General features: G+C 48.5%; 24 protein-coding genes and 1 pseudogene. 14 read left to right on the top strand and 11 right to left on the bottom strand.

Annotation, left to right across the window (positions count from 1 at the left end; translation table 11 throughout):
• Positions 1-155: 155 nt before the first annotated feature.
• Positions 156-296, top strand: a pseudogene (locus tag ACE5KN_RS09190) (NAD(P)H-dependent oxidoreductase); the annotation flags it as partial.
• Between the two features lie 6 nt (positions 297-302).
• Here ACE5KN_RS09190 and ACE5KN_RS09185 read toward each other — a convergent pair.
• From ACE5KN_RS09185 to bluB, 5 genes are all read right to left on the bottom strand, one after another.
• On the bottom strand, positions 303-617 hold the full coding sequence (locus ACE5KN_RS09185) for a DMT family transporter (RefSeq protein WP_375526693.1): 315 nt from the start codon (positions 615-617) through the stop codon (positions 303-305).
• Positions 617-961: a DMT family transporter gene (locus ACE5KN_RS09180; protein WP_375526692.1), complete on the bottom strand. Its 345-nt coding sequence runs from the start codon at positions 959-961 to the stop codon at positions 617-619. The genes ACE5KN_RS09185 and ACE5KN_RS09180 overlap by 1 nt, the downstream gene beginning before the upstream one ends.
• Complete coding sequence (locus ACE5KN_RS09175) at positions 939-1724, bottom strand: MerR family transcriptional regulator (RefSeq protein WP_375526691.1); 786 nt, start codon at positions 1722-1724, stop codon at positions 939-941. Before ACE5KN_RS09175 ends, ACE5KN_RS09180 begins: the two co-directional genes overlap by 23 nt.
• A gap of 130 nt (positions 1725-1854) precedes the next feature.
• Positions 1855-3606, bottom strand: a complete 1752-nt coding sequence (locus ACE5KN_RS09170; protein ID WP_375526690.1) for a carboxylesterase family protein — start codon at positions 3604-3606, stop codon at positions 1855-1857.
• Positions 3607-3799: 193 nt separating this feature from the next.
• The gene (bluB, locus tag ACE5KN_RS09165; protein WP_375526689.1) at positions 3800-4441 is read right to left on the bottom strand and encodes a 5,6-dimethylbenzimidazole synthase; all 642 of its coding nucleotides are present in this window, start codon (positions 4439-4441) and stop codon (positions 3800-3802) included.
• Positions 4442-4525: 84 nt separating this feature from the next.
• Between bluB and ACE5KN_RS09160 the strand changes: the two genes are divergently transcribed.
• The 5 genes from ACE5KN_RS09160 (at position 4526) to ACE5KN_RS09140 (ending at position 8954) form a co-directional block, all read left to right on the top strand.
• Complete coding sequence (locus ACE5KN_RS09160) at positions 4526-5233, top strand: DUF421 domain-containing protein (protein WP_375526688.1); 708 nt, start codon at positions 4526-4528, stop codon at positions 5231-5233.
• Between the two features lie 100 nt (positions 5234-5333).
• Positions 5334-5870 (top strand): sigma-70 family RNA polymerase sigma factor, encoded by a 537-nt coding sequence (locus ACE5KN_RS09155; RefSeq protein ID WP_375526698.1) that lies wholly within the window; start codon positions 5334-5336, stop codon positions 5868-5870.
• Entirely contained in the window at positions 5857-7065 is a 1209-nt protein-coding gene (locus ACE5KN_RS09150) for a DUF4179 domain-containing protein (protein WP_375526687.1), read from the top strand. The genes ACE5KN_RS09155 and ACE5KN_RS09150 overlap by 14 nt, the downstream gene beginning before the upstream one ends.
• A 45-nt stretch (positions 7066-7110) precedes the next feature.
• Positions 7111-7995 carry a DUF5643 domain-containing protein gene (locus tag ACE5KN_RS09145; RefSeq protein WP_375526686.1) on the top strand — a complete coding sequence of 295 codons (885 nt, stop codon included), beginning with the start codon at positions 7111-7113 and terminating at the stop codon, positions 7993-7995.
• A 35-nt stretch (positions 7996-8030) separates the two neighbouring features.
• Entirely contained in the window at positions 8031-8954 is a 924-nt protein-coding gene (locus ACE5KN_RS09140) for a DUF5643 domain-containing protein (RefSeq protein WP_375526685.1), read from the top strand.
• Between the two features lie 132 nt (positions 8955-9086).
• Here ACE5KN_RS09140 and ACE5KN_RS09135 read toward each other — a convergent pair whose 3' ends face one another.
• Positions 9087-9455: a DUF805 domain-containing protein gene (locus tag ACE5KN_RS09135; protein WP_375526684.1), complete on the bottom strand. Its 369-nt coding sequence runs from the start codon at positions 9453-9455 to the stop codon at positions 9087-9089.
• A gap of 248 nt (positions 9456-9703) precedes the next feature.
• Between ACE5KN_RS09135 and ACE5KN_RS09130 the strand changes: the two genes are divergently transcribed.
• From ACE5KN_RS09130 to ACE5KN_RS09105, 6 genes are all read left to right on the top strand, one after another.
• Positions 9704-10666, top strand: a complete 963-nt coding sequence (locus ACE5KN_RS09130; RefSeq protein WP_375526683.1) for a radical SAM protein — start codon at positions 9704-9706, stop codon at positions 10664-10666.
• A 180-nt stretch (positions 10667-10846) separates the two neighbouring features.
• Positions 10847-11581 carry a Bax inhibitor-1/YccA family protein gene (locus tag ACE5KN_RS09125; protein ID WP_375526682.1) on the top strand — a complete coding sequence of 245 codons (735 nt, stop codon included), beginning with the start codon at positions 10847-10849 and terminating at the stop codon, positions 11579-11581.
• 237 nt (positions 11582-11818) lie between these two features.
• Positions 11819-12046 carry a FeoA family protein gene (locus ACE5KN_RS09120; RefSeq protein WP_375526681.1) on the top strand — a complete coding sequence of 76 codons (228 nt, stop codon included), beginning with the start codon at positions 11819-11821 and terminating at the stop codon, positions 12044-12046.
• Entirely contained in the window at positions 12043-14052 is a 2010-nt protein-coding gene (feoB, locus tag ACE5KN_RS09115; RefSeq protein WP_375526680.1) for a ferrous iron transport protein B, read from the top strand. The genes ACE5KN_RS09120 and feoB overlap by 4 nt, the downstream gene beginning before the upstream one ends.
• A gap of 33 nt (positions 14053-14085) precedes the next feature.
• Positions 14086-14292, top strand: a complete 207-nt coding sequence (locus ACE5KN_RS09110) for a FeoB-associated Cys-rich membrane protein (protein WP_375526679.1) — start codon at positions 14086-14088, stop codon at positions 14290-14292.
• A 207-nt stretch (positions 14293-14499) separates the two neighbouring features.
• The gene (locus ACE5KN_RS09105; RefSeq protein WP_375526678.1) at positions 14500-15660 is read left to right on the top strand and encodes a chromate transporter; all 1161 of its coding nucleotides are present in this window, start codon (positions 14500-14502) and stop codon (positions 15658-15660) included.
• A 43-nt stretch (positions 15661-15703) separates the two neighbouring features.
• Here ACE5KN_RS09105 and ACE5KN_RS09100 read toward each other — a convergent pair whose 3' ends face one another.
• Together ACE5KN_RS09100 and ACE5KN_RS09095 are read right to left on the bottom strand one after the other, a co-directional pair.
• Positions 15704-16006, bottom strand: a complete 303-nt coding sequence (locus tag ACE5KN_RS09100; protein WP_375526677.1) for a type II toxin-antitoxin system RelE/ParE family toxin — start codon at positions 16004-16006, stop codon at positions 15704-15706.
• Complete coding sequence (locus ACE5KN_RS09095; protein ID WP_375526676.1) at positions 16007-16396, bottom strand: AbrB/MazE/SpoVT family DNA-binding domain-containing protein; 390 nt, start codon at positions 16394-16396, stop codon at positions 16007-16009.
• A 283-nt stretch (positions 16397-16679) separates the two neighbouring features.
• Here ACE5KN_RS09095 and greA point away from each other — a divergent pair, with 283 nt between their 5' ends.
• Complete coding sequence (gene greA, locus ACE5KN_RS09090) at positions 16680-17156, top strand: transcription elongation factor GreA (RefSeq protein WP_375526675.1); 477 nt, start codon at positions 16680-16682, stop codon at positions 17154-17156.
• A 56-nt stretch (positions 17157-17212) separates the two neighbouring features.
• On the opposite strand, the gene ACE5KN_RS09085 is transcribed toward greA, so the two are convergent.
• Genes ACE5KN_RS09085 through ACE5KN_RS09075 form a run of 3 tightly spaced genes read right to left on the bottom strand, consistent with a single transcriptional unit; the run spans position 17213 to position 18810 of the window.
• Positions 17213-18097, bottom strand: coding sequence for a TIGR01777 family oxidoreductase (locus ACE5KN_RS09085; RefSeq protein ID WP_375526674.1), 885 nt, complete (start codon positions 18095-18097; stop codon positions 17213-17215).
• Between the two features lie 55 nt (positions 18098-18152).
• Entirely contained in the window at positions 18153-18545 is a 393-nt protein-coding gene (locus ACE5KN_RS09080) for a type II toxin-antitoxin system death-on-curing family toxin (RefSeq protein ID WP_375526673.1), read from the bottom strand.
• A 1-nt stretch (position 18546) separates the two neighbouring features.
• Positions 18547-18810, bottom strand: a complete 264-nt coding sequence (locus ACE5KN_RS09075) for an AbrB/MazE/SpoVT family DNA-binding domain-containing protein (RefSeq protein WP_375526672.1) — start codon at positions 18808-18810, stop codon at positions 18547-18549.
• A 235-nt stretch (positions 18811-19045) separates the two neighbouring features.
• On the opposite strand from ACE5KN_RS09075, the gene ACE5KN_RS09070 reads away from it, so the two are divergent.
• Positions 19046-21151, top strand: coding sequence for a BglG family transcription antiterminator (locus ACE5KN_RS09070; RefSeq protein WP_375526671.1), 2106 nt, complete (start codon positions 19046-19048; stop codon positions 21149-21151).
• Positions 21152-21177: the final 26 nt, after the last annotated feature.

The following is a 21177-nucleotide window of genomic DNA, read 5'->3' as shown; positions in this document are numbered from 1 at the left end:
ACTTGAATTCAGTATAGCATGGATCAAGTGATCCATGGTTAAATTTTCATGACGGAAGGGGGAAGCATGGAGATTTCAGCTTGCGTACTACCGATGGTAGCCCTTATGCCGAGCGCAATTCCTCACACGGCTAAAGTCGAGTGTGTCCATGCGCGGTTATGAAACGTGCCTTGCTCAGCTATGTTGGTGTAAAAAAAGTGAAGTTCTTTGAGTTTGGCAGCATGGAGAGCCCGAAAGGCCGGCATAAAGAAAAGCTGGAAAAGGTCTATCGCTATTTCAAAACGGTAAATTTTTAAGAACGACTAACTGAAATATTTTAACCCAACAACAGATATAATGATGCCAAGTATGCACAGGAGCCGGAGCCAGCTTTTCGATTCCTTGAAGAAGCACATGCCGACAATCGCGGCCCCGACGGTCCCGATACCGGTCCACACGGCATAGGCCGTAGCCAAAGGTATCGTTGCCATGGCATTGGAGAGCAGCATGAAGCTGAGTATAAAACCGGCGATCAGGATGAGGTTGTTGGTCCAGTTATTTTTTTGGGCAACCCGCTGTATCCCGATGACGCCTACGACTTCCAGCAATCCCGCACCGATAAGCATCAGCCAATCCATCAGGCTTTCCCTCCTTTAGCTGTCAGCTTCAAGCCGATAATACAGACGAGCAGCAGCAGAATGAATCCGATCTTCAGCGGGCTGACGGCTTTGCCGGACAGGGCGATCTCAACAACTGTTGTCCCAAGTGTTCCCATGCCTGCAAAAACCGCGTAAACCGTGCCCACTGGCAGAATCCTTGCCGCCATGATAATCAGCTCGAAGCTGGCAATCAGGGATGCAAGAACAATGATGCCGGGAATGCTCTCGTATTTAAAGCCGCTGGCCCACACAATTTCAAGCAAGCCGCCCGTAATGACATAAACCCATGCTCTTGTTGAGCTAATCTGTTTTTCCTTTGCCATCGGTGCTTTCCTCCTGTTCGTTTTCAAGATACCAGTCCACAATGCTGTCTATATAATCCATGGTCTCCCGATCCATGCCGAACAATTTTGCCTCTTCATCCCTTTCGGGACGGATGAGTGCCCAATATTTTTCAAGCAGCTGCTCGTCCTGCCCGAACCAATCCATTGGAATTTGGATAAATTGCTGGGCAAGCTCCTGAGAAATGGCAGATGATGGCGGTTCGTGAAGATGCTCTTTGGCTGCGCGGACCATTTTGGCCCACTGCATGGAGCGCGGGTCGTCAGAGCTTAAATCCGGAAGGCTGCGGATAATTTCAATTTCCCTCGCTGTAAAATGCCGGGTAAGGAAGGAGTCACGCGAGTCCGCAGGCGTTTGAAGAGCCTGAATGAACAAAAAAATATCCTCCGGCTCGATTTCCCCCTTCATCTCCAGAACGTACTTGGTCGTCTGCAGCAGCTTTTCCAATTCTTCAAGATGTGCCTTCTGTTTGGCAACCGCTGCGAGCTCGAAATCGAGATAAGATTTCCACCTGGATTCCTGCTCGCTCTTCTCGGCTGCCAGCAGCTCCTTGATGGCGGTGAGTGTGAAGCCCAGCTCTTTCAAGGCAGTGATATGATGCAGTACCCTTAGTTCTTCATTTGAATAATACCGATAACCCGAATCGGCTACCTGGGCAGGCTTAAGCACTCCAACCTCATCGTAATAGCGCAGTGTGCTGATGGGGATTTTTGTTTTTTTGGACAGCTGGCCAATGGTGTACATAAGCAAATCTCCTTTCGTTTTCGATTATAAAGTCTAAAGGTTACTTGAGAGTCAAGAGGGCAAAAAAATAACCGTGAAGCATCAGCATCACGGCTATTCCGGAGCATGCAGGTGTCATAAGTCTGGCTTGTTATTCTACCCATAGCGATGGATTATTATATTTCTCATCCAGCCTCTGGCTGAACCATCTTCCGTTAAGCACCTGGGAGACCAGTGCCTGTTTGCTTTCTGCGGAAATGGTATGGTCGTTATCCATGGCCTGCAGCACATCTTCATAGGTGAACTCTTTATTGGACATGTAGACAATGGCTCTGTCCCTGTTGGCGTCCAGCTTGAGGATCGATTGGCCCGCGGCGGCATTCTCCTCCGTCCATGCCTTCCAGGTCACCAGATCATCCCCGTTCGGATTGCCGGTTTTCAGGAAATTTCCGATATATTTTTGAAAAATAACACTCAGCTGTTTGGCACCTGCCGAACTGTAGCCATCTCCGGCAAGATCCTTGTAGTTCTGACTCGCCGTATTCAGCAGTGGCATAAAAACACCATGGAATGAGCCGTATGCCGCCATAGCTTCACCGGCCACATATGGATCGCTGCCAAATTCAATTTCTACGCCATAAATATCGGCAGGATAGTGAGGCTTCATAGCCCGGGCGGATTCCTCCACATTGAACAGGCTATACAGCTGGCCGCCGTACCGGTTCACAAAATTGTATTCGGCCACCTTATCCGGATGGGTGTTAATCGCTCCACTGGAGACGCTGTCTGCGAAATATCGGTCAGATCTGGCGAATAGGGAAAATTCCTGCTCGCCTGTAAGCATAAGCAGAGGAACCGAGTTGTATACGGTGGTGTCAAAGCCTTCCTTCGGCAGTACGACACCGTCATTGTACAAATGGGGGAATACGCTCATCCGGATCGACGCATTGCCCATCAGTCCGGCCAGCTTCTCCGCCGGGATGCTGTATAAATATTTTTTCACATCAGAGCCCGGGGTCAGCAGCCAGCGATAAGCTTCCTCCTCGGTCTTCTTCTTGCCGTCCTGCACGGCCAGCGGGGCAATAGCTTTGGCAAATACCTTCGCACTGTCCGTTTTATCCGCGATGGTCATGCCTCCGCTGAAAGAGATGGCTTTATCGAACTTGTCTTTGAAAATAGGTGAAGCCAGCATGGCCATGACATCACGTCCGCCCGCCGAGAACCCTGAGACCGTCACATTACCGGCATCTCCGCCGAAATACCCGATGTTTTCCTTCACCCAATCCAGCGACTTGGCGATATCCAGCAAAGCATAGTTCCCGGAATCCTCCAACGGGTCCCCGGTATGTAAAGCCGGCAGCGGGTTGAATCCCAATGGGCCAAGCCGGTAATTGACGGACACAAAAATTGCATCGATATCGTTGACCAGCGAATTACCCGCGATTTCGCCGGACCCGCCGCCCTGGTTATTTCCCCCGTGAATAAAGACCATGACGGGCAGGTTCTGCTTATGATTGGCGGGGCGATAAATGTCCAGATTCAATGCACTCTCCGATCCGGTTGCGCCGTTTGGCCCGGCTTGAATGGCAACATCGCCGTCTTTGGTGGCATTCAGCTCGCCTTTCCATGGCTTGGGGTCTGTTGGTTTTTTCCAGCGCTGCGCTCCAGAGGTCGGGCCGCCATACGGTACGCCCTTCCAGATCAATGTGTTATGGACCTCATCCTTGTAGCCTTTGACTTTGCCGAATTTGGTCTGCTGTACGACCTTCGGAGTAAAGGCGGCAGCGGCTTCCCCTTCACCGGTTTTATTGGCGGCTTGCGCCGTTTTGTAACCGCTTGCCAAAACCAGTACGATCAGCAAGCTTGCAATAAGAAGAGCAGACAACAAGGATCTTCCTTTCATCTTTATGCCTCCTTTTGTGACCGGCCTCCGGATTTCAGACAGAAATCACGGATAAGCCAAATCTACACCAATGATATGCATTAATGTAGGCTATGACCAAAAGGCTGCATACTATGTCTGATGGGGATAAAATTATCATGGTTTGAAAAAGACTTCAATCATGCAGCATCAGAAGCAGGTGGAAAGCACCGTCTCAGGAGCATCCCCAATGTTCGTGATAAATCAGTTCCTGCAGCTCCCTTCTCTTCTCCCAATTAGAGGTTTCCAATATCGGCCGGGCAGGATAGTGGTCCGTGTAGCCGATAGACAGCAGTGCCACAGGATCGATGTGCGGGGGAATGTGCAGGATGTCCCGGACGTCGTTCTTTTTATAAAAGCTGACCCACCCGAGTGCCAGGCCTTCAACACAGGCCGCAAGCCACATATTCTGGATAGCGCATGCCGTGGACATCACGTCGGTTTCCGGGATGGAGTTCCGGCCGAGCACGTGGGATCCGCCGCGTGTGGGATCACATGTTACACAGATCGTCAGCGGCGCCTGCATAATTCCTTCCACCTTCAGGCTTAGGAACTGCTCCTGTTTCTGGTCTTCATAATGAATGGCCAGCGCTCTTCTTTCTTTATCGGCTGCCCAGGCCAGGCGCGCCTTGGTCTCTTCGCCGGTCACAAGAATGAAATTCCACGGCTGCATAAAGCCGACCGACGGACCATGGTGGGCGGCGTGTAGTATTTTAGGGATCAAGTCCTCCGGAACGGGCTTGTCCAAGAATGTCCGGATATCTCTCCGCGTGTAAATGACTTTGTACAATGCCTCTTTTTCCTGTTCACTAAACATATGGATTAGCTCCTTTGCAGATCAAGTTGCCATGGATACACCTTCATTAATTTGGAAATTGTAATACAAGGAGGTGTCCATCGAATGAACGTATATCTGGAAATTTTGATAAGAACCGCCGCTGCCCTTGTACTGCTTCTGTTCATCGCGAAGATTTTGGGCAAACAGACGATTTCAAATATGACCTTTCTCGATTTTGTAACAAGTATAACCGTGGGTTCCATTGCCGCCAACATGTCTTTTAATGAGTCCATCAACTGGAGGCATTTTATACTGGCTTTTACTGTGTTTACCCTGGCATCCTTACTGTTATCCGTGCTGGCGATGAAGAGCCGGAAATGGAGAAACCGGATTTCGGGGTCGCCTACGGTTATGATTGAGGATGGTAAAATGCTTGAAGATAATATGAGGAAAATGCGGTATACCCTCGACTCGCTCAATCAGGCCCTAAGGGAAAAGGATATCTTCAACGTCGATGAAGTCAAGTATGCAGTTCTGGAGGATAACGGCAAGCTGTCTGTGCTAAGAAAAGAGAAATACCAGCATGCGACCAAGCAAGACGTTATGCATGCATCGAATGGTGAGCATTTTCCCGTTGAGCTCATTATGGACGGACAGGTGATCGACAAAAATTTGCAGAAAAGTAACCTGACGCGGGAATGGCTCGAGCAGGAGCTGCAAAAGAAAGGCAAAAGCATATCCGATGTCTTTTATGCCGTCAGGGGCACGCACCGGCAGCTTTTTTTTGATTACTATAAGGATCAAGTGAACAAGCCGATTGATAAGGAATAGATCAATCGGCTATTTTTTTGCAGCCAATATAACATTTCCGGGTACTTATCCATCTAATCCTATAGAGGGCCCTCAAAAGGAGTTGAAACCCGTGCGGGATATGGAACTGGAAGTCAAGAGAGCACAGCGGGGAGATCGTGAAGCATTTATCCGGCTCTTCCGGAGGCTGGAGCCCGAGCTGTACGGCTTGGCGAAGTCCATTTTGAGACACGATGAAGATTGTGCGGATGCTTTTCAGGAAACGACACTTAAAGCTTATAAATCATTGGCAGCGCTGCGCCAGCCCAAGTATTTCAAGACCTGGGTGATCCGGATTTTAATAAATGAGTGCAACCAGCTGCTTCGCAGCCGGGGCAGAACCATTGCCATGGCCGATCCGCCTGAAGCACATCGGTCTCCCGTTTATTATGATGACAGCAACAAAATTGATTTACACGAAGCGGTAAGCCAGTTGGATGAGTCGCTTCGCATCGTCATTCATCTGTTTTATTTTCAGGATCTGCCTGTTAAACAGATCGCAAATGCGCTGGATATCTCGGAAGGCGCTGTAAGGGCGCGCCTGCATAGAGCCCGCTCGATTCTGATGGAACGAATACAGCGCACACGAAAGGAGGGATTGGCTTATGAAACCCGCTGATCTGGATGAAGAGCTGCGAAAGGCAGGACAAGAGCTGCTGACCGAGGTGCCGGATATGATCCGCAGGCGCCAGGATGAGGTCTATGCTTCATTGGCCGATCTGCCCATGCAGACCCGAAGCGGTCGCAGCCTCCGTACCAAAAAGGTTAGCCGGGCTCTTGGAGCGGCTGCAGCAGCAGCCGTCATCGGAGTGATGAGCAGCGCTTATATATCGCCTGTTATGGCAGAGACGCTTAAGAAAATCCCGGTCGTCGGCAGCATTTTCCAGCTGGCCAAAGACCTGGGGCTGCAGACGGCGGAGGAGCGCGGGCTGGTGGATCAGCCGAATGCCAGCGTAACACATGAAGGAGTAACGCTCAGCATCCCTCAGGTCGTCTATGACGGAATCCGTTTATCCATGGCCGTTAAGCGGGAGGGTGAAGGATTGGTTGGAGGAATCATGGATCATAAAACGGTAAGGGAAGGGAAGACCTCCAGAGATATCTATCCGCGAGGGGCGATCATCGATATGGAGACCTTTATAAACGGCACTTCAACCCGTGACTTTTCCACCGCAGCCCAGAGGATGAATTGGACTGGCAAGCCGACCTCCGATCCCAATGCGATGCTGTTTGAATGGAGTGATTTCTCCCACCTGGAACAGCGGAAAGCGGTCTTGACCGACCAATTTCAATTAAAGGTCAAAATTACGCTCGAAGGGATAGCCGAGCCGTTTATTATGGAAATCCCTGTCCATAAAAATACGGAGCAAATTGTTGTGCCAACCAAGGAAACAAGACAATGGGGCAGCCTCAAATTAACGCTTAAACAGCTTAAATTCACGCCAATCACCACGGCGTTCCAAATGGATATCGAGCAGACCGATCCGTCGGAAATTGTGAATGATGAAAATGTGCTTTTCGAGATATGGGATGATCAGGGTCGGAAGTTGGGCTTGGTAGGCGGTTTGGGAATCTACACGGATAACAGTCAAAAGTATCAGCGCGGAGAGCTGCTGTTTGACCGGTTTGAAGACGCCCCAAAGTCCATTACACTCAAAGCGTTCCAGCCCGAGTTTAAGGTTCCTGGCGCGAAAAGCGGCGCATATAAACTTGACAGCAACGGGGAGATTGTCAAGACATACCTGAAGGATCTGGAAATCACCATTCCGGTCAATAAGGCTGACTTGACAAAGCTCTATGACATCCAGAAATAAAGGTTAGACGGAATATACAGAATGCATATAAACAAGGAGAATCCCATGAAAAAAATGTATAAAGTTCTCTCTTCCACGGCTCTTGCAGCCGCACTGCTGAGCGGTACTATCATGGGCAGCATTGAAACGGCAGCAGCTAAGAACGCGGCTGCCGGCACAGCAGCCCAATCGGGGATTACGCTCAGTATCAGCAAAGCCTTCTATGACGGCAACTATATAAGCTTGACAGTCAAACGCAGCGGAAAGGGCCTTTCCGGCGGAATGACGGGAGGGGCCAAAGGCACTATTAATAGTATGGATATTCTGATCGACGGCAAATCCATCAGCAGCTATGGAAAAACCCCTGCGCAAAGACCGAGTCTGGGATGGAAAGCGGAAGGGACGGATACCGCTGTCATCACCCTAGCTGATGCCTCATGGCTTGGAGGAAGCAACAAAGCCTTCCCTGACAAGTTCAAGCTCACCGCCAAGATCGGCCTGGAAGGAGTAAGCAAGCCTTATACTTTTAATATACCGCTTCAAAAAAGCTCGAAGACGAATGTGCTGAAGCCGAATGTAACCAAGAAATCGGGAGATTTGAGCATGACGCTGAAACAGGTTCGTGCTGCAGATACATCGATAAGACTGCAGTGGGTACTGAAGGGGAAAGACAAAGACCAGCTGCATGACCTCATGTATGATTTTGTCGATAGTAAAGGAAATAAGATAGATTTCATCACAGGCAGCGGTACAGACGAGAACAACAAGAATGGCGACTATTACTACGACTATATTCTTGGAGGTCTTGGTTCGGGTGTTAAGTCCATCACCATCAAGCCTTTTACGGCTGAAATGAAAGATGATGAATCTGGGCAATTCAAGACGGACGCCAAAGGCGAAATCGTCAAAAACTACAATAAAGAGCTCGAGATCACAGTATCCGTTAAATAAATGATAAGTCTATGATTATGAGGGAGAGAAAAGATATGAAGAACGTATATAAAGTGTTATCATCCGCGGCGCTTGCGGGCATGCTGCTGGGCGGTATTGCATGGGGCAGTATAGATACAGCCGCTGAGGCCAAAGGAGCAGCATCAACGGATACCTCCAAGTCGAATGCATCTAACAAGGTAAGTTCAACCCAATCAGGCATTACAATTAATGCTGCCAACGCCATGTATGACGGCAACTATCTGCGTGTCGAGCTTAAAAGTACCGGCAAAAAGCTGGATAAGAAGTTAATCGAGAAGATCGAGTTTTTTGAAATTTTGGTGGACGGCAAATCCATATATGAGTATGGCGGCGGAAGTATCGCGAAAAGGCCGACTTTAGGATTGTCACCAGGGCCTGATGCCGATATAGTATACCTTACTTCTTCCGATGCTTCATGGCTTGGCGGTAACCAGGAAGCTTACCCTGACAAGTTTAAGCTCACTATCAAAATAACTCTGGAGGGTGTGAAAGATCCGTACACGATGGAAATGCCTATCCAGAAAAGTGCGGAACAACCCGTTGTAATGAAACAGGAACAAACCAAGAAATCAGGGAACTTGAGCATGAGCCTGAAGCAGGTCCGCGCAACATCCGCTTCGACAAGATTGCAGTGGGTATTGAGCGGGAAGGATAAAGAAATGATGCATGACCTTATGTATGATTTTGTCGATGATCAGGGCAGAGAGCTGGAAGTGCTGGATGGAAAAGGCACCGACGAGAATAACGCCAATGGTGATTACTATTTCGACTATATTATCAAGGCGCTTGATCCGGATGCCAAGTCCATCACCATCAAGCCGTTCACGCCTGAAATGGAGGACCCCAATGCCACGTCCGGCGCATTCAAATTGGACAGCAACGGAGAGATCATTAAAAACTATAATAAAGATCTGGAAATGACCATATCTGTTAAATAGATTCGTGTAACAAGGTGTTATAGTGACTATATATCCAAACAAGGGGCCTTCCCGAAAGTCATCCAAGATGGCTCAGGGAGGGCCCGCTGTTTAAGGATTTAAGCTTTAGTAAGATTGCATTTGCGTCTCTTTTTAGAACTTCAGATTTGGGTTAGCTCCATGTTTTGGGTTAGGTCCGTATTGATTGTCCCCATATTGGCTGTCCTGAACAAAAAACACGATAAGAATGATGGACCCAATGAGAGGAATCAGATTGAGCAGGAGCCACCACCCGCTTCTTCCGGTGTCATGCAGTCTGCGGGCGCCCACGGCCAGAGACGGCAGCAGAACGGCCAGGCCATAAATCGAGGTCAAGACCTGATCAAGACCGATCAAGGCTTGCAGCAGGGAAAGAACAATGGTAACTCCAAAGTTGACAAGCACGAACATCCAGTACTCTTCTCTTCTCGCCCTTCCCTGAAAGCCTACGTAATTTTTTAAAACCGATACATACCAGTTCATGATTTTCCTCCTGTAAAGTGTATATGTATGGTGGAATGAGTAAATCACATCCACACATTTAGTTATTATCGGAGAAGCGCTTGCAAGTTTGAATCATACCGACGGCTTAAAAATTGCGGCTGGCGTTTACGCGTTCAAGCAAATTTGCTCGAAAAAGAGCAACTTAAGTCATATTACGGATGCGAACCCCTTGGATATAATTGCAGGATGTGCAAGAAACCATATCTAAGACGGGGAGGAACCTTAAAGTGACCTGGGAGACGAAGTATAAGTCCCTTGAACTGCAAAAGCCGGACGTTTACGAATTGGAGGGGCTTGAGGTTGGAGTGACCTCAAATTGCAATTTTAAATGTGATTACTGCTGTGCTTACCAGCGGAATGATGGGCAGAGCATCAGTGGCAGCGAGGTGGTCCGGATTATCGATGAGATTCCCACATTAAAACGTGTGCGGCTGTCAGGAGGCGAAGTGACCCTCAAGTACGAGGATTGCCTTGAAATAGTAGCACATTGTACATCAAAGGGGATTGCCACCCAGTTGAACACCAATGCAAGCCTGCTGAACGCCGGGCGGATTGAGCGGCTGCGCGATGCCGGACTCACGAACATTCATATCTCATTCAATTTTACAAACGCTGAGCAATTCGCTGCCTACTACCGCATTCACCCCCGTATCTACGAGAAAATTACGGAGAATATCCGCTTATGCACGGAAGCCAAGCTGGAAACGGTGCTGGAAACTCTGCTTTTTGCGGAAACCCAGAACAATATGAGGGAGATCGGTGATAAAGTATATGAGCTTGGTGTGCGTATTCATGAAATCCAGAACAGTATTGTCATGAATCACAGCAGCTGGGACGCCATTGCCTCCAGGGAAGCGCTAATCCGGTCGGTTCAGGAGCTGATTGCCCATAAAAAGGATGACACCGTCCTTTACTTTACCTGTATGGACCGGTTTGCGGAGGCGCTGGGGTTCAGGGAGCAGCCTGGTGTTTATTTTTCACACTGTGTGGATGGCAAAAAGCAGCTGCACCTGCACGGGAATGGTGATATTCTGATCTGCGAGCTGTGCCGCCCGGTCGTCATCGGCAACATTTACGAAGGAACCGTATTAAAAAATATCTACACCCACAAGCCCGAACCGCTAAAACAGTTTCTGGCGAAGCTTCCTTGCCCTGCGTATGATGCGCTTTTTCCCTCAAGTCAAAGGTAAGAGCGGTAAGAGCATACAAAAAAGGGCTGCCGGATGCTGTGAGCTGTACTAATTTGGATCATTATTGCCTATATATCTTAAGAGAACAGGTGTACATGCATTGGATTACCAGGTTTTTACTTTGGTGATGGTTTAGTCTATGATAAAGTTGAAAAAAAATGACTTTGTAGGGGGATTATCTTGATTGGACGCAGCGGAAATCCGACATTGAGCGATAATACTTTTGACCGCTTTGATTCGGCCCATGACCCGATGACGATTGGCGGTACGGTAAACAAGGCGTTTATGACTCTTGCCCTGCTCATAGCGGCAGCCATCGTATCCTGGACGATGTACTTCAACGGATACAACGTCGGAGGCCTGGCTATTGGCGGCGCTGTAGCAGGCTTTATTCTGGCGCTCATCATCAGTTTTAAACCTACAGCCGCACCGTACCTGGTACCGGTCTATGCAGTGGCTGAGGGACTATTCCTGGGTGCGCTCTCCGCAACCTACGAAACGCTCTATTATGGCATTACCATGCAGGCGGCCCTGATCACCATCAGTGTGTTCATCGCTCTGCTGATCGCGTACAAAACACGTGTGATCCGGGCAACGGAGAATTTCAAGCTCGGCATATTTGCCGCTACGGCGGGGATCGCCATCGTGTATCTGTTGAGCTTTATCCTTGGTTTGTTTGGAATCACGGTCCCTTACCTGCATGATAACAGCCTGATTGGCATTGGAATTTCCGTGGTCATCGTCATTATTGCAGCATTGAATTTTGTACTGGACTTTGATTTTATCGAAAACGGGGCACAGCAAGGGGCACCGAAATATATGGAGTGGTACGGGGCCTTCGGCTTGATGGTCACGCTCGTATGGCTGTATGTGGAGATTATCCGTCTGCTGGCCAAGCTGCGCAGCCGGGATTAAGAGTATAGGCAATATATTAGGGAGGTCGCCTTTCAGGCGGCCTTTTTGCCGTGCAATGAATGTCTTTCGGGAAATGTCCGTTCCGAGCGGGTTCGGACGTGTGCTTTCCTTTCAGGTGAACCAGTTAGCCGAGAGGTTCTTTGATCAATGCGACAAATGTCACAGCGGGGGAAAACCGTACGTCATATAATCCGGTTAACTAATTGATAACCATTATCACTTGCTGGGGTGAGAGCTATGAAGCTGGCCGAAACGAATATAAATGCAGCAGTGCGGGTGGTCGACATCGGATGCAGCAATCAGCGCATATGCAGACGGCTGGGCGATCTGGGTATTCTTGAAGGGAGCGTGGTAAGCATTACACAACGCCTGCCCTTCGGGGGACCGCTAACCTTGGAGACAGGTGGTCAATACATCGCCATACGCCGTAAAGAAGCGCTTCAGATTGCGGTGGAGGCTGTATGACGGATATCGTCCTGGCTGGCAATCCGAATACGGGTAAAAGCTCATTGTTTAATATGCTAACAGGCTCTTATGAATATGTGGGGAATTGGGCAGGCGTCACGGTTGAAAAGAAGATAGGCCAGCTGAAATCCGGCGGCGGACGTCTGATCGATATGCCTGGCCTGTACTCCTTGAATCCTCTGTCACGCGATGAGGAGGTGGCGTCACGCTTTTTGCTGCATGAATCCTTTGAGCTGATTCTGAATGTAGTCGACGCCTCGCAGCTGGAGCGGAATCTGAATTTAACGATTCAGCTATTGGAGTACGGCAAGCCGGTAGTCATCGGTCTGAACATGATGGACGTAGCGGAAAGACAGGGTCTGCAGATCGACCCTGCCAGATTGTCGCATCTGCTGAACACTCCTGTAATCCCCATCGTGGCCAGAAGCGGCCGTGGATGTGAACAGGTGCTGAAGGAATTGGACGTCAGTCCGATCATGAAATTAACACAGCCGTATGCTGTTTCCTATGGCGAGCTGTTGGAAGGGGCGGTCTCCGGGCTGATCGATAAAATTCCGGAGGATATGGTTTCGCCCCGCTGGCTGGCTATACAATTTTTCGAAGGCAATTCGGTGGTGCATGAAGCGTTGGCCGCACGAATGGATGCGCACTGGCTGGATGAGTTGTATAAAAGCACAGAGGAAGCCATCCGGGAGGCAGAAGGGACCAAACGGCTGTCACAGTATATCCGCAAGCAGCGTGGTCAGCATATTCAAGCGCTTCTGCGGGAGTGCTGCACCCGTTCGCGACAGGCAGGGACCTCCTTTACAGAACGGATTGATAGAATTGTTACGGACAAGGTGCTGGGCATTCCCATTTTCCTGCTGTTTATGTATCTGACCTTCAAGCTGACATTTGAATGGTTGGGGAGTCCGTTGTCGGATGGAGTGGATGCCTTCATTAACGGTCCGTTAAAAGCGGGGGCAGACCGGCTGCTGGAGGGGCTGGGGACTGCTGATTTTATTCGGGCGCTGGTAATTGACGGTATTTTTGCCGGCGTGGGCGGTGTGCTGGTGTTTATTCCGCAAATTTTTATTTTATTCTTTATCATTTCTTTTATTGAGGATTCGGGTTATATGGCACGGATTGCCTGCGTGATGGATCGCCTGATGGAGGCTGTGGGGTTGAACGGAAAAGCGTTTATTCCCATGATTATCGGCTTTGGCTGCAACGTGCCGGGCATCATGGCTGCACGCACCATTGAACAGCCCAAGGAGCGGCTGCTTGCCATTATACTAACGCCTCTGATGTCCTGTTCCGCCAGACTATCGGTATACAGTCTATTTGTCGGTATGTTCTTTCAAACCCACCAGGCCTTTGTGGTGTTGTCCTTATACGTGCTGGGGATTGTGATGGCGCTATTGCTGGCCAAGCTGTTCTCTGCGACGCTATTGAAGCGGCAGGAGTCCATGTTTATGGTGGAGCTGCCGCCTTACCGGATTCCGCAGTGGAAGTCGTTGTCGCGAAGCACCTGGGAAAAGGGAAAAGGATTTGTACGGAAGGCAGGCACCCTGATTTTTGGCGGGTCGGTTGTTATTTGGCTGTTAACTTATACTGGACCGTCCGGCATCGGTGTTCCCATGGATCAGAGCTTTTTGGCTATGATCGGCGGTGGGGTGGGCTGGCTGCTCACTCCGCTCGGATTTGGCACCTGGCAGGCAGGCGCTTCCCTGCTTACGGGTTTTCTGGCCAAGGAGGTCGTTGTCTCCTCCATGAACATTATTTATGTTACGCCTGATACCGCCGCTCTGCAGGGGCTGCTCGCCGGACAGTTTACAGCTCTTCAGTCTTATGCATTCATGGCATTTGTTCTGCTGTATGTGCCGTGCCTGGCCACCATAGGTGTCATCCGGAAAGAAACGATGTCAGCTCGCTGGACATGGTTTTCCGTGCTGTACGGTCTGATGATTGCTTACGGTATTTCATTGGCCATTGTATATGTGGGAAGAATGCTGGGTTATAGCTGAACAGATCCCGTTAAGGGAGGGGGAAGTGGTACCGTGTTGGTGAGCATTGTCATCGGTATGCTGGTTTTCGGATATGCAGGTTGGACCATCACTGCTTATGTCCGCAGAACGAAAGCAGGTAAATGCGCCGGCTGCAGCCTGTCCGATTCGTGCGGGGCTTCCCGGTGCAGTCCCGCATCACGGCAGGAGACAAGAAATGGTGAGCTCGGGCTGTCAGAGGGAGAGCAATCAAAAATTTAACATTAACTTGGAAAGGAATCCGGATCGTGATTGCGGCTCGGGTTCTTTTTTGCTTTCAAAAGCGGGCAATCGTGAAATAGAATTGATAGTGTGATGATGGAAACCGGCAACATTATAAACAAAAAGCAGCGATAATAGAACAGCAAGGATCAGTATCGAACGGCATGAATATGAGCTGGGGTGACCACAAAAGTAATGAAGAACAACATGAAATCATGGTTAGAAATTCTGGGCGTATCCGCCAAGCTGGGCCTGACCTCATTTGGAGGTCCCGTCGCTCACCTGGGCTATTTTTATAACGAATATGTCCGGCGCAGAAAGTGGATGGATGAACAGAGCTATGCTGATCTGGTGGCGCTGTGCCAGTTTTTGCCCGGCCCTGCAAGCAGTCAGGTGGGGATAGGTATCGGCTGGCTCCGGGGCGGCTGGCTCGGGGCGCTTGCTGCCTGGATCGGCTTTACACTGCCTTCGGCCGTGGTCATGGCGCTGTTCGCTTATCTGCTACAGGGTACGGATATGATGAATGGCGGCTGGATTCACGGGCTGAAGCTGGTGGCGGTGGCGATTGTGGCCCAAGCGGTCTGGGGCATGGGGCAAAAGCTGGCGCCTGACCGCAGCAGAGCTACCGTTGCCGTTCTGGCTGCGGTGATAGTTCTGCTCTGGCCTACGGCTTTAAGTCAGCTGATTGTTGTAGTTGTCGCCGGAATTGCAGGATTAGTTCTGTACAGAGGTACGAATGCTCCGGCCATTGCCGAGGCGCAAACGCCTGTCAGCCGCAAGGCTGGCGCTGCCTGTCTCCTTATTTTTGCTGCGCTCTTGTTCCTGCTGCCGCTTTTTAGAGAGGCGTTCCCGTCTTTCCGGCTTGCTTTGTTCGACAGCTTTTACAGAGCGGGCTCGCTGGTGTTTGGCGGCGGACATGTCGTGTTGCCCCTGCTGGAAAGGGAGACCGTGCCGTCCGGCTGGCTCAATGGGGAGCAGTTTCTGGCCGGTTATGGAGCCGCCCAGGCCGTTCCCGGTCCGCTGTTTACGTTCGCCGCCTATATCGGGGCCATTGCGGACGGATGGCAGGGAGCTTTGGTCGCTACTGTAGCGATCTTTTTGCCCGCTTTTTTGCTCGTTGCCGGCGCCTTGCCTTTCTGGACGCTCGTCCGCAGTCTGCCTCGTGCCCAGGGAGCGCTGGCGGGTGTAAATGCCGCCGTAGTCGGGATATTGCTCGCTGCGCTCTATGATCCGATCTGGACGGGTTCCATCCGGGGAGCGCTGGATTTCGCAATAGCAGCCATCCTCTTCGTCATGCTGATTTTTTGGAAGCTGCCCCCTTGGGCAGTGGTTATCGCCGGAGCATTGGCGGGAGCTTTTCTTGGTTAGATATCGCGCAGATGGGTGCAAGAGGTAATGAAAAAAGGCTCTACTAGGAGCCTTTTTTCATATAGCGCTTCAATTCTTCATAAAAGTTCTCTCGTGAACCAGCAAGTATAATAACTACGAGTTCTCCATCATCATTCTCTTCTAAGCGGTAAGCTATTTCATAGTTTATACCTTTATAATGCACATCATAACCCATGATTCCGCTTAAATCGCCTGTTTTCATACTTCCTATTGATGGATCAAGCCGAATTTCTGTTATAGCTTCCAAAAAAGCTTTTTTAAGCGGCTTCTCCACTATTTTTTTTAGAAAACGCTGTGCTGGGGGAAGGGCCGTAAATGGTAACATTTAATCCCCCATTACATCGCCAAATAACTCTTCCATTAAATCATCAGATTCAGATGGTTTATAGTTTTTAGCTGCTTCTGCAGATTCGGCTTTGATTTTATTAACGGCTTTATGCAATTCAGCCTGCTTTTCACGAAACTTTTCCAACAACTCTGCCCCACCGTATCCTTCTTCAAGAAGATCAGCAAGGATTAAATCAGAGAAATAGTCATTTCCGGTGTTTTCTCGTACAGGGCGCATAATAATAGTGTTGCCTTTGATGCCAAACTCAACTTCATCCTTAATCCCGGCTTGTTCGAATAATTTTTGAGGTATTGTAACTTGGCGTTTTTGAGAGACACGAGCCCGCTTCCATTGCACTGGTTCCACCGCCTCTTTTCGTATTGCCACAGTATACCCCTCCTTTAAATATTATATTCCTAGAAAATTATTTTCTTTATTTCTTTACTTCCTTGTTTCATTATAACCCGTTTTTGTTATTCTGAATAGTAATAATTCCCCAAACCGGCTCGGTTAGATGCTCAAACCACAGTTAGATTGCCTCTTCAATGACCAATATGTTGTACATGCTCCCCGCGCCTTTCCGTAAACGCTCGTCCTTTCAATACAATGAATAGAAAGATGGAAGGGAATTGGGTAAAATAGAAGGTAAGAGCGCAAGGGGGTGTAGGTAATGAGCAATGAGGAAACGATTTTAACGAAGGAAGGCTTGGCGAAGCTGGAAGAGGAGCTTCGTGAGCTCAAGGGCACCAAACGGAGAGAGCTCGCCGAAAGGCTGAAGGTTGCCATCAGTTACGGGGATTTGAAGGAGAACAGCGAATATCATTCCGCCAAGGAAGACCAGGCTTTTATGGAGACCCGGATTTTGCAGCTGGAACGGATGCTGAAGACGGCCCGCGTGGTGGAAGCCGATCAAATGAACCTGGAAGCGGTCAGCGTGGGCTCTGTTGCGGTGCTGAATGACATTGAGTTCAACGAGAAGATCGAGTATCGGGTTGTAGGGCCGGCAGAAGCGAATGTGGAGGAAAACACCATTTCGTATGAAAGCCCGCTCGGCAAAGAGCTTCTTGGCAAAAAAGTCGGGGATATCATCAGTGTGGACGCTCCGGTCGGCGTTTTGAAGTACGAGCTGCTGGAGATTAAAGCTTAATCAAACAGGCGAAACGGCCATCTACCTTACGGACAGCGGGTAGATGGCTTTTTGTGTCAGCCCAGTATATCCTGAAGCGCGCTGTCAAGCCGCGCGAAGCGGAACGTGTACCCTTCGTTCAGCAGCCTTTCGGGCAGAACCCAGCGGCTTTTCAGAATCAGCTCCGTTTCGGTGCGGATCAGAATTGCGCCAAACTCAAGCATCCAGCGGGGTGAAGGCAGGCCTATGCGTTGATGCATCGTTTCCCGAAGCTGCTGCATCAGCTCACGGTTTGTAACGGGATAGGGTGAGGACGCATTAAAAATACCCTCCAGATCAGGTCTGCTCTGTAAAAAACGAATGATGCCAAACACATCGTCCACGTGAATCCAGCTGAACTTCTGCTGCCCGGACCCTTGCGGTCCTCCGAGGCCGAAGCGCACCAGGTTCTTGTAAGGGCCCATGACGCCGCCCTTGCCCAGCACGATGGCGATTCTTAACGCGGCCTGGCGCGTCCGGGGCAGCTTGAAGGAGAAGAAGGCCTGCTCCCATTCCCGAGCCACATCAACGGAGAAGCCTGTGCCTATCTCGCCGTCCTTCTCTGTCATGGGGCGATCCTCCGCATGTCTGTAGATCGTTGCGGTGCTTGAATTGATCCATAACGGAGGGGGATTGTCACACGCAAGCAGTGCTTCGCCGAGGATGCGGGTCGTCCGGGTCCGGGAGTTTAAAATCTCTGCTTTGTTGGTGCTGTTATACCGGCAGTTCACCGATTTTCCCGCCAGGTTGACCAACAGCTCGGCGTCCTCCAGGGATGAAATGATGCGTGATTGATCTGTCCATGGAATATGCCCGGGCTGTCTGGAAATGATTTCGACAGTGTATCCGAGCTGAGTGAATTGTTCTTCAAGGTAACGCCCGATGAAGCCTGTACCGCCGGCTAAAACAACCTTACGGCTCATGAAATCAACTCGCTTCCGGAATTAGATGGATTTAAGGTGCCTTAAGAAAGCCCTTTCATATCGTACAATGCTGTTGAATCACCTGCACCAGTTCATGAAATTCATAACGATGGTTCACCATATCGACGGTTAAGTCTTCGGCCGCTTTTTGATCCATCACAAAGGAAACACCGTTTAACTTCAAAAAGATGATCAGAGCGGTAAACGCGGTGCGTTTGTTGGCGTTTTGAAAGGGGTGATTTTGTCCCAGGGATTGAAACAGCGCGGCGGCTTTTTCAAATAAAGAAGGGTAGGCTTCATCGCCGAAAGCGGAGGATTGGGGACGAGATATGGCCGATTCCAACATGCCCCCATCTTTTACCCCGACATCTTCCCCGGGACTATATTTCTGTATCACGGCTACATTAATGGCAATAACCTCTTGGACAGAAAGGTATCGTACGTTCATACTAACGGTCCTTCAGGCCTTTCAAAGTCTCATCGTATTCATTCATCACGTTGGAGAGCGTTTCAAGAAATTCCGTGCTTATTCCCGCAGGCAAGCTCACCTTATGGGCTTTTCGAATAACAATCTCTCCATCGGCTTCCTTCACATCGATTTGCACCATATCTCCCAGCTCAAGTCCGACTTGCTTCAAGGCTTCGGTCATGGTAATCCCGAGGCTATTTCCGAATTTCGTCACTTTACGCTCCATTTCAATCCCCTTGGCCAATTTATTTCCCTCCTTATCATACTATTCAACTGTTATAACAATTATACAGGTGCTGTGGAGAATAATAAACTGCAGGACGTCAGGAGATATGAACGATATACGGCACTTCCCCTTCAATATATGGAATACATCATTTGCAGCGCTTACATTTTTGCGAATTGAAGTTGCAAAAAGTTACACTAAACTTTTGTAAATTGAAAACCTATAATCAAAGTCAAGAAAGGGGTTACATTTCATGAAGGAGCGTACACAGCGAATATTTGCAAGATTTTTAAGAGTGAATACACCGTTGACTTTTGAGGATTTGAGCAAAGAATTCCGTATTAGTGAACGTACTTTACGAAACGAACTGGTGCTGATTAATGAATATTTGGCTGAAAATAATTATCCAATGGTGTCTACCACAAGAGGCAAAGGAATGAAGCTGACCCTGCCTGATCAGGAATCTGAAAAGTTATTGGCGCAAGTTGGTGGCAGCAGGGAAAAAGATTATTATCGGCCAGATGAACGTTTCCTTGCACTGCTTTTGGATATCGCGGATAGCACAAAAACTACACTGCTATATGAAATGGAAGAGAAGCTGCAGGTATCCAAAAGTACGTTGGATGAGGATATGCGTAAACTTCGTCAATATTTAAATCCATATGCCATTTCAGTAGTGAGTTTAACGAAGCAAGGCATTGTATTGCAAGGGGATGAGCGATCCATACGATCTATGCTGTATGGTGTGATTCATAGTATGACAGATATTGATCATCTCATATCGGATGGAGATTCAGATGCTGTAAATAAATTTGTGCTGGATTATTTGGACAAAAGAGTATTGCAGGTACTTGGGGAACAGTATGATGAAGTATTGAAAAAGTCCAGAGTGAAAATTAATCATGTGTATCGCAACCAGATCATTCTATTTTTAGGTATATGGGTTAGACGCATACAAGAAGGAAATACCGTTAGTGAATTTGCAAAAGTAAGAGCAGAGATCGGGGAAGGCCCGGTAAGAAATTTTGTGGATGCGATTTGTGCGGATTTTTCATTATCCCCTTCGTTAAATGAAATTAAATATATTACTTTCACCATCGAATCGTTTAATCCCAAAGATATGAATAATTCATTGGATTGGGTAGCAGCACAATTATTAGCAATTCAATTAATAGAGCATGTCGAGAAAGTGACGGGAATTCCATTTTCTCAGGAAGAAGGAGATTTGTACGAAGGCTTGTATAAGCATATCACCGGGTTATTAAGCAGAGCAAAGAATGATTTACAGGCATGTAATCCATTAAAAGATACGATTAAAGAGTCGTATGCGGTCATGTATGATGCAGTAGCTTGCTTTAGTAAGCGAATAGAGGAGTATACAAAGAAAGCATTATCGGAAGATGAGATCGGCTTTCTGACCGTATATTTTTCCACTTCAGCTAGCCGGATAAACGAGGAAGAACAGTATGTGTATCAGGCAGTTGTGGTTTGCAATCATGGGATTTCAACTGGAAGGCTGCTGGCTGCGAATTTAAAAAAGCAATTTAATATCGAGATCGTAGCGGTTTTGAGCTCATATGAATTGGCCTTTATTGACAAGTTGGATGTAGATTTAATCTTTACTTCAATACCGATTGAATATCCCCAAAAACCGGTTTTATTACTGAATCCGATTTTAAGGGAAAGTGACAAGAAGGAATTGAGAGCGTTTTTATTTGAGCATAAGGATAAAAAAAGATCTGTTTCCAACAAATTAGATGCCACAAAGCTGATGCAGGACGTGCTGGCGTTGATTGTAGAAAGCGGCGGGACAATAACACAGGAAAGCTATCAGAAAGTAGAAGAAACTTTCAAACAACATGATTTGAAAATTAATACAAGGGAGATACAGCCGATGCTTCAGGATGTTTTAAAGGATTCCAACATCTTACTAAATAAAGAAGGGAAAGACTGGAAGGAGGTGATTACGAAGGTTGCGCTTCCTCTGATAGAAGAGGAGGTCATAGAGGAGAGATATATAAATGCCATGATCAAGTCTGTTGAAGAATTTGGGCCATATATCGTGGTAGGGAAGCATTTGGCGTTAGCACACGCGCGGCCGGAAGATGGGGTGAATAAACTGGGCCTCAGTGTCATGACGTTGAAGGAGCCAGTGAATTTCGGCCATCCGGATAATGATCCTGTGAAAATTGTCTTTTGCTTAGCCGCAGTGAATTCTCATTCGCATATCAAAGTGATGAAAAGTCTGGTTGAGTTAATTGATGATACAGAAAAATTAGATAAGCTATTTGCTGCAAAAGATGTGAGGACATTTAATCAGGCATTGCACGAGGATGCCCCCATTCATGATATACAGTAACCAAAATGAATTGAATAAAGGGGAGA

The sequence above is a fragment of the Paenibacillus terreus genome (genome assembly GCF_042138595.1).
In the GTDB taxonomy this organism is placed as follows: Bacteria; Bacillota; Bacilli; order Paenibacillales; family Paenibacillaceae; genus Paenibacillus; species Paenibacillus terreus.
The sequence above is the reverse complement of the archived record's forward strand: the minus strand, read 5'-3'. Positions and strand labels throughout refer to the sequence as shown.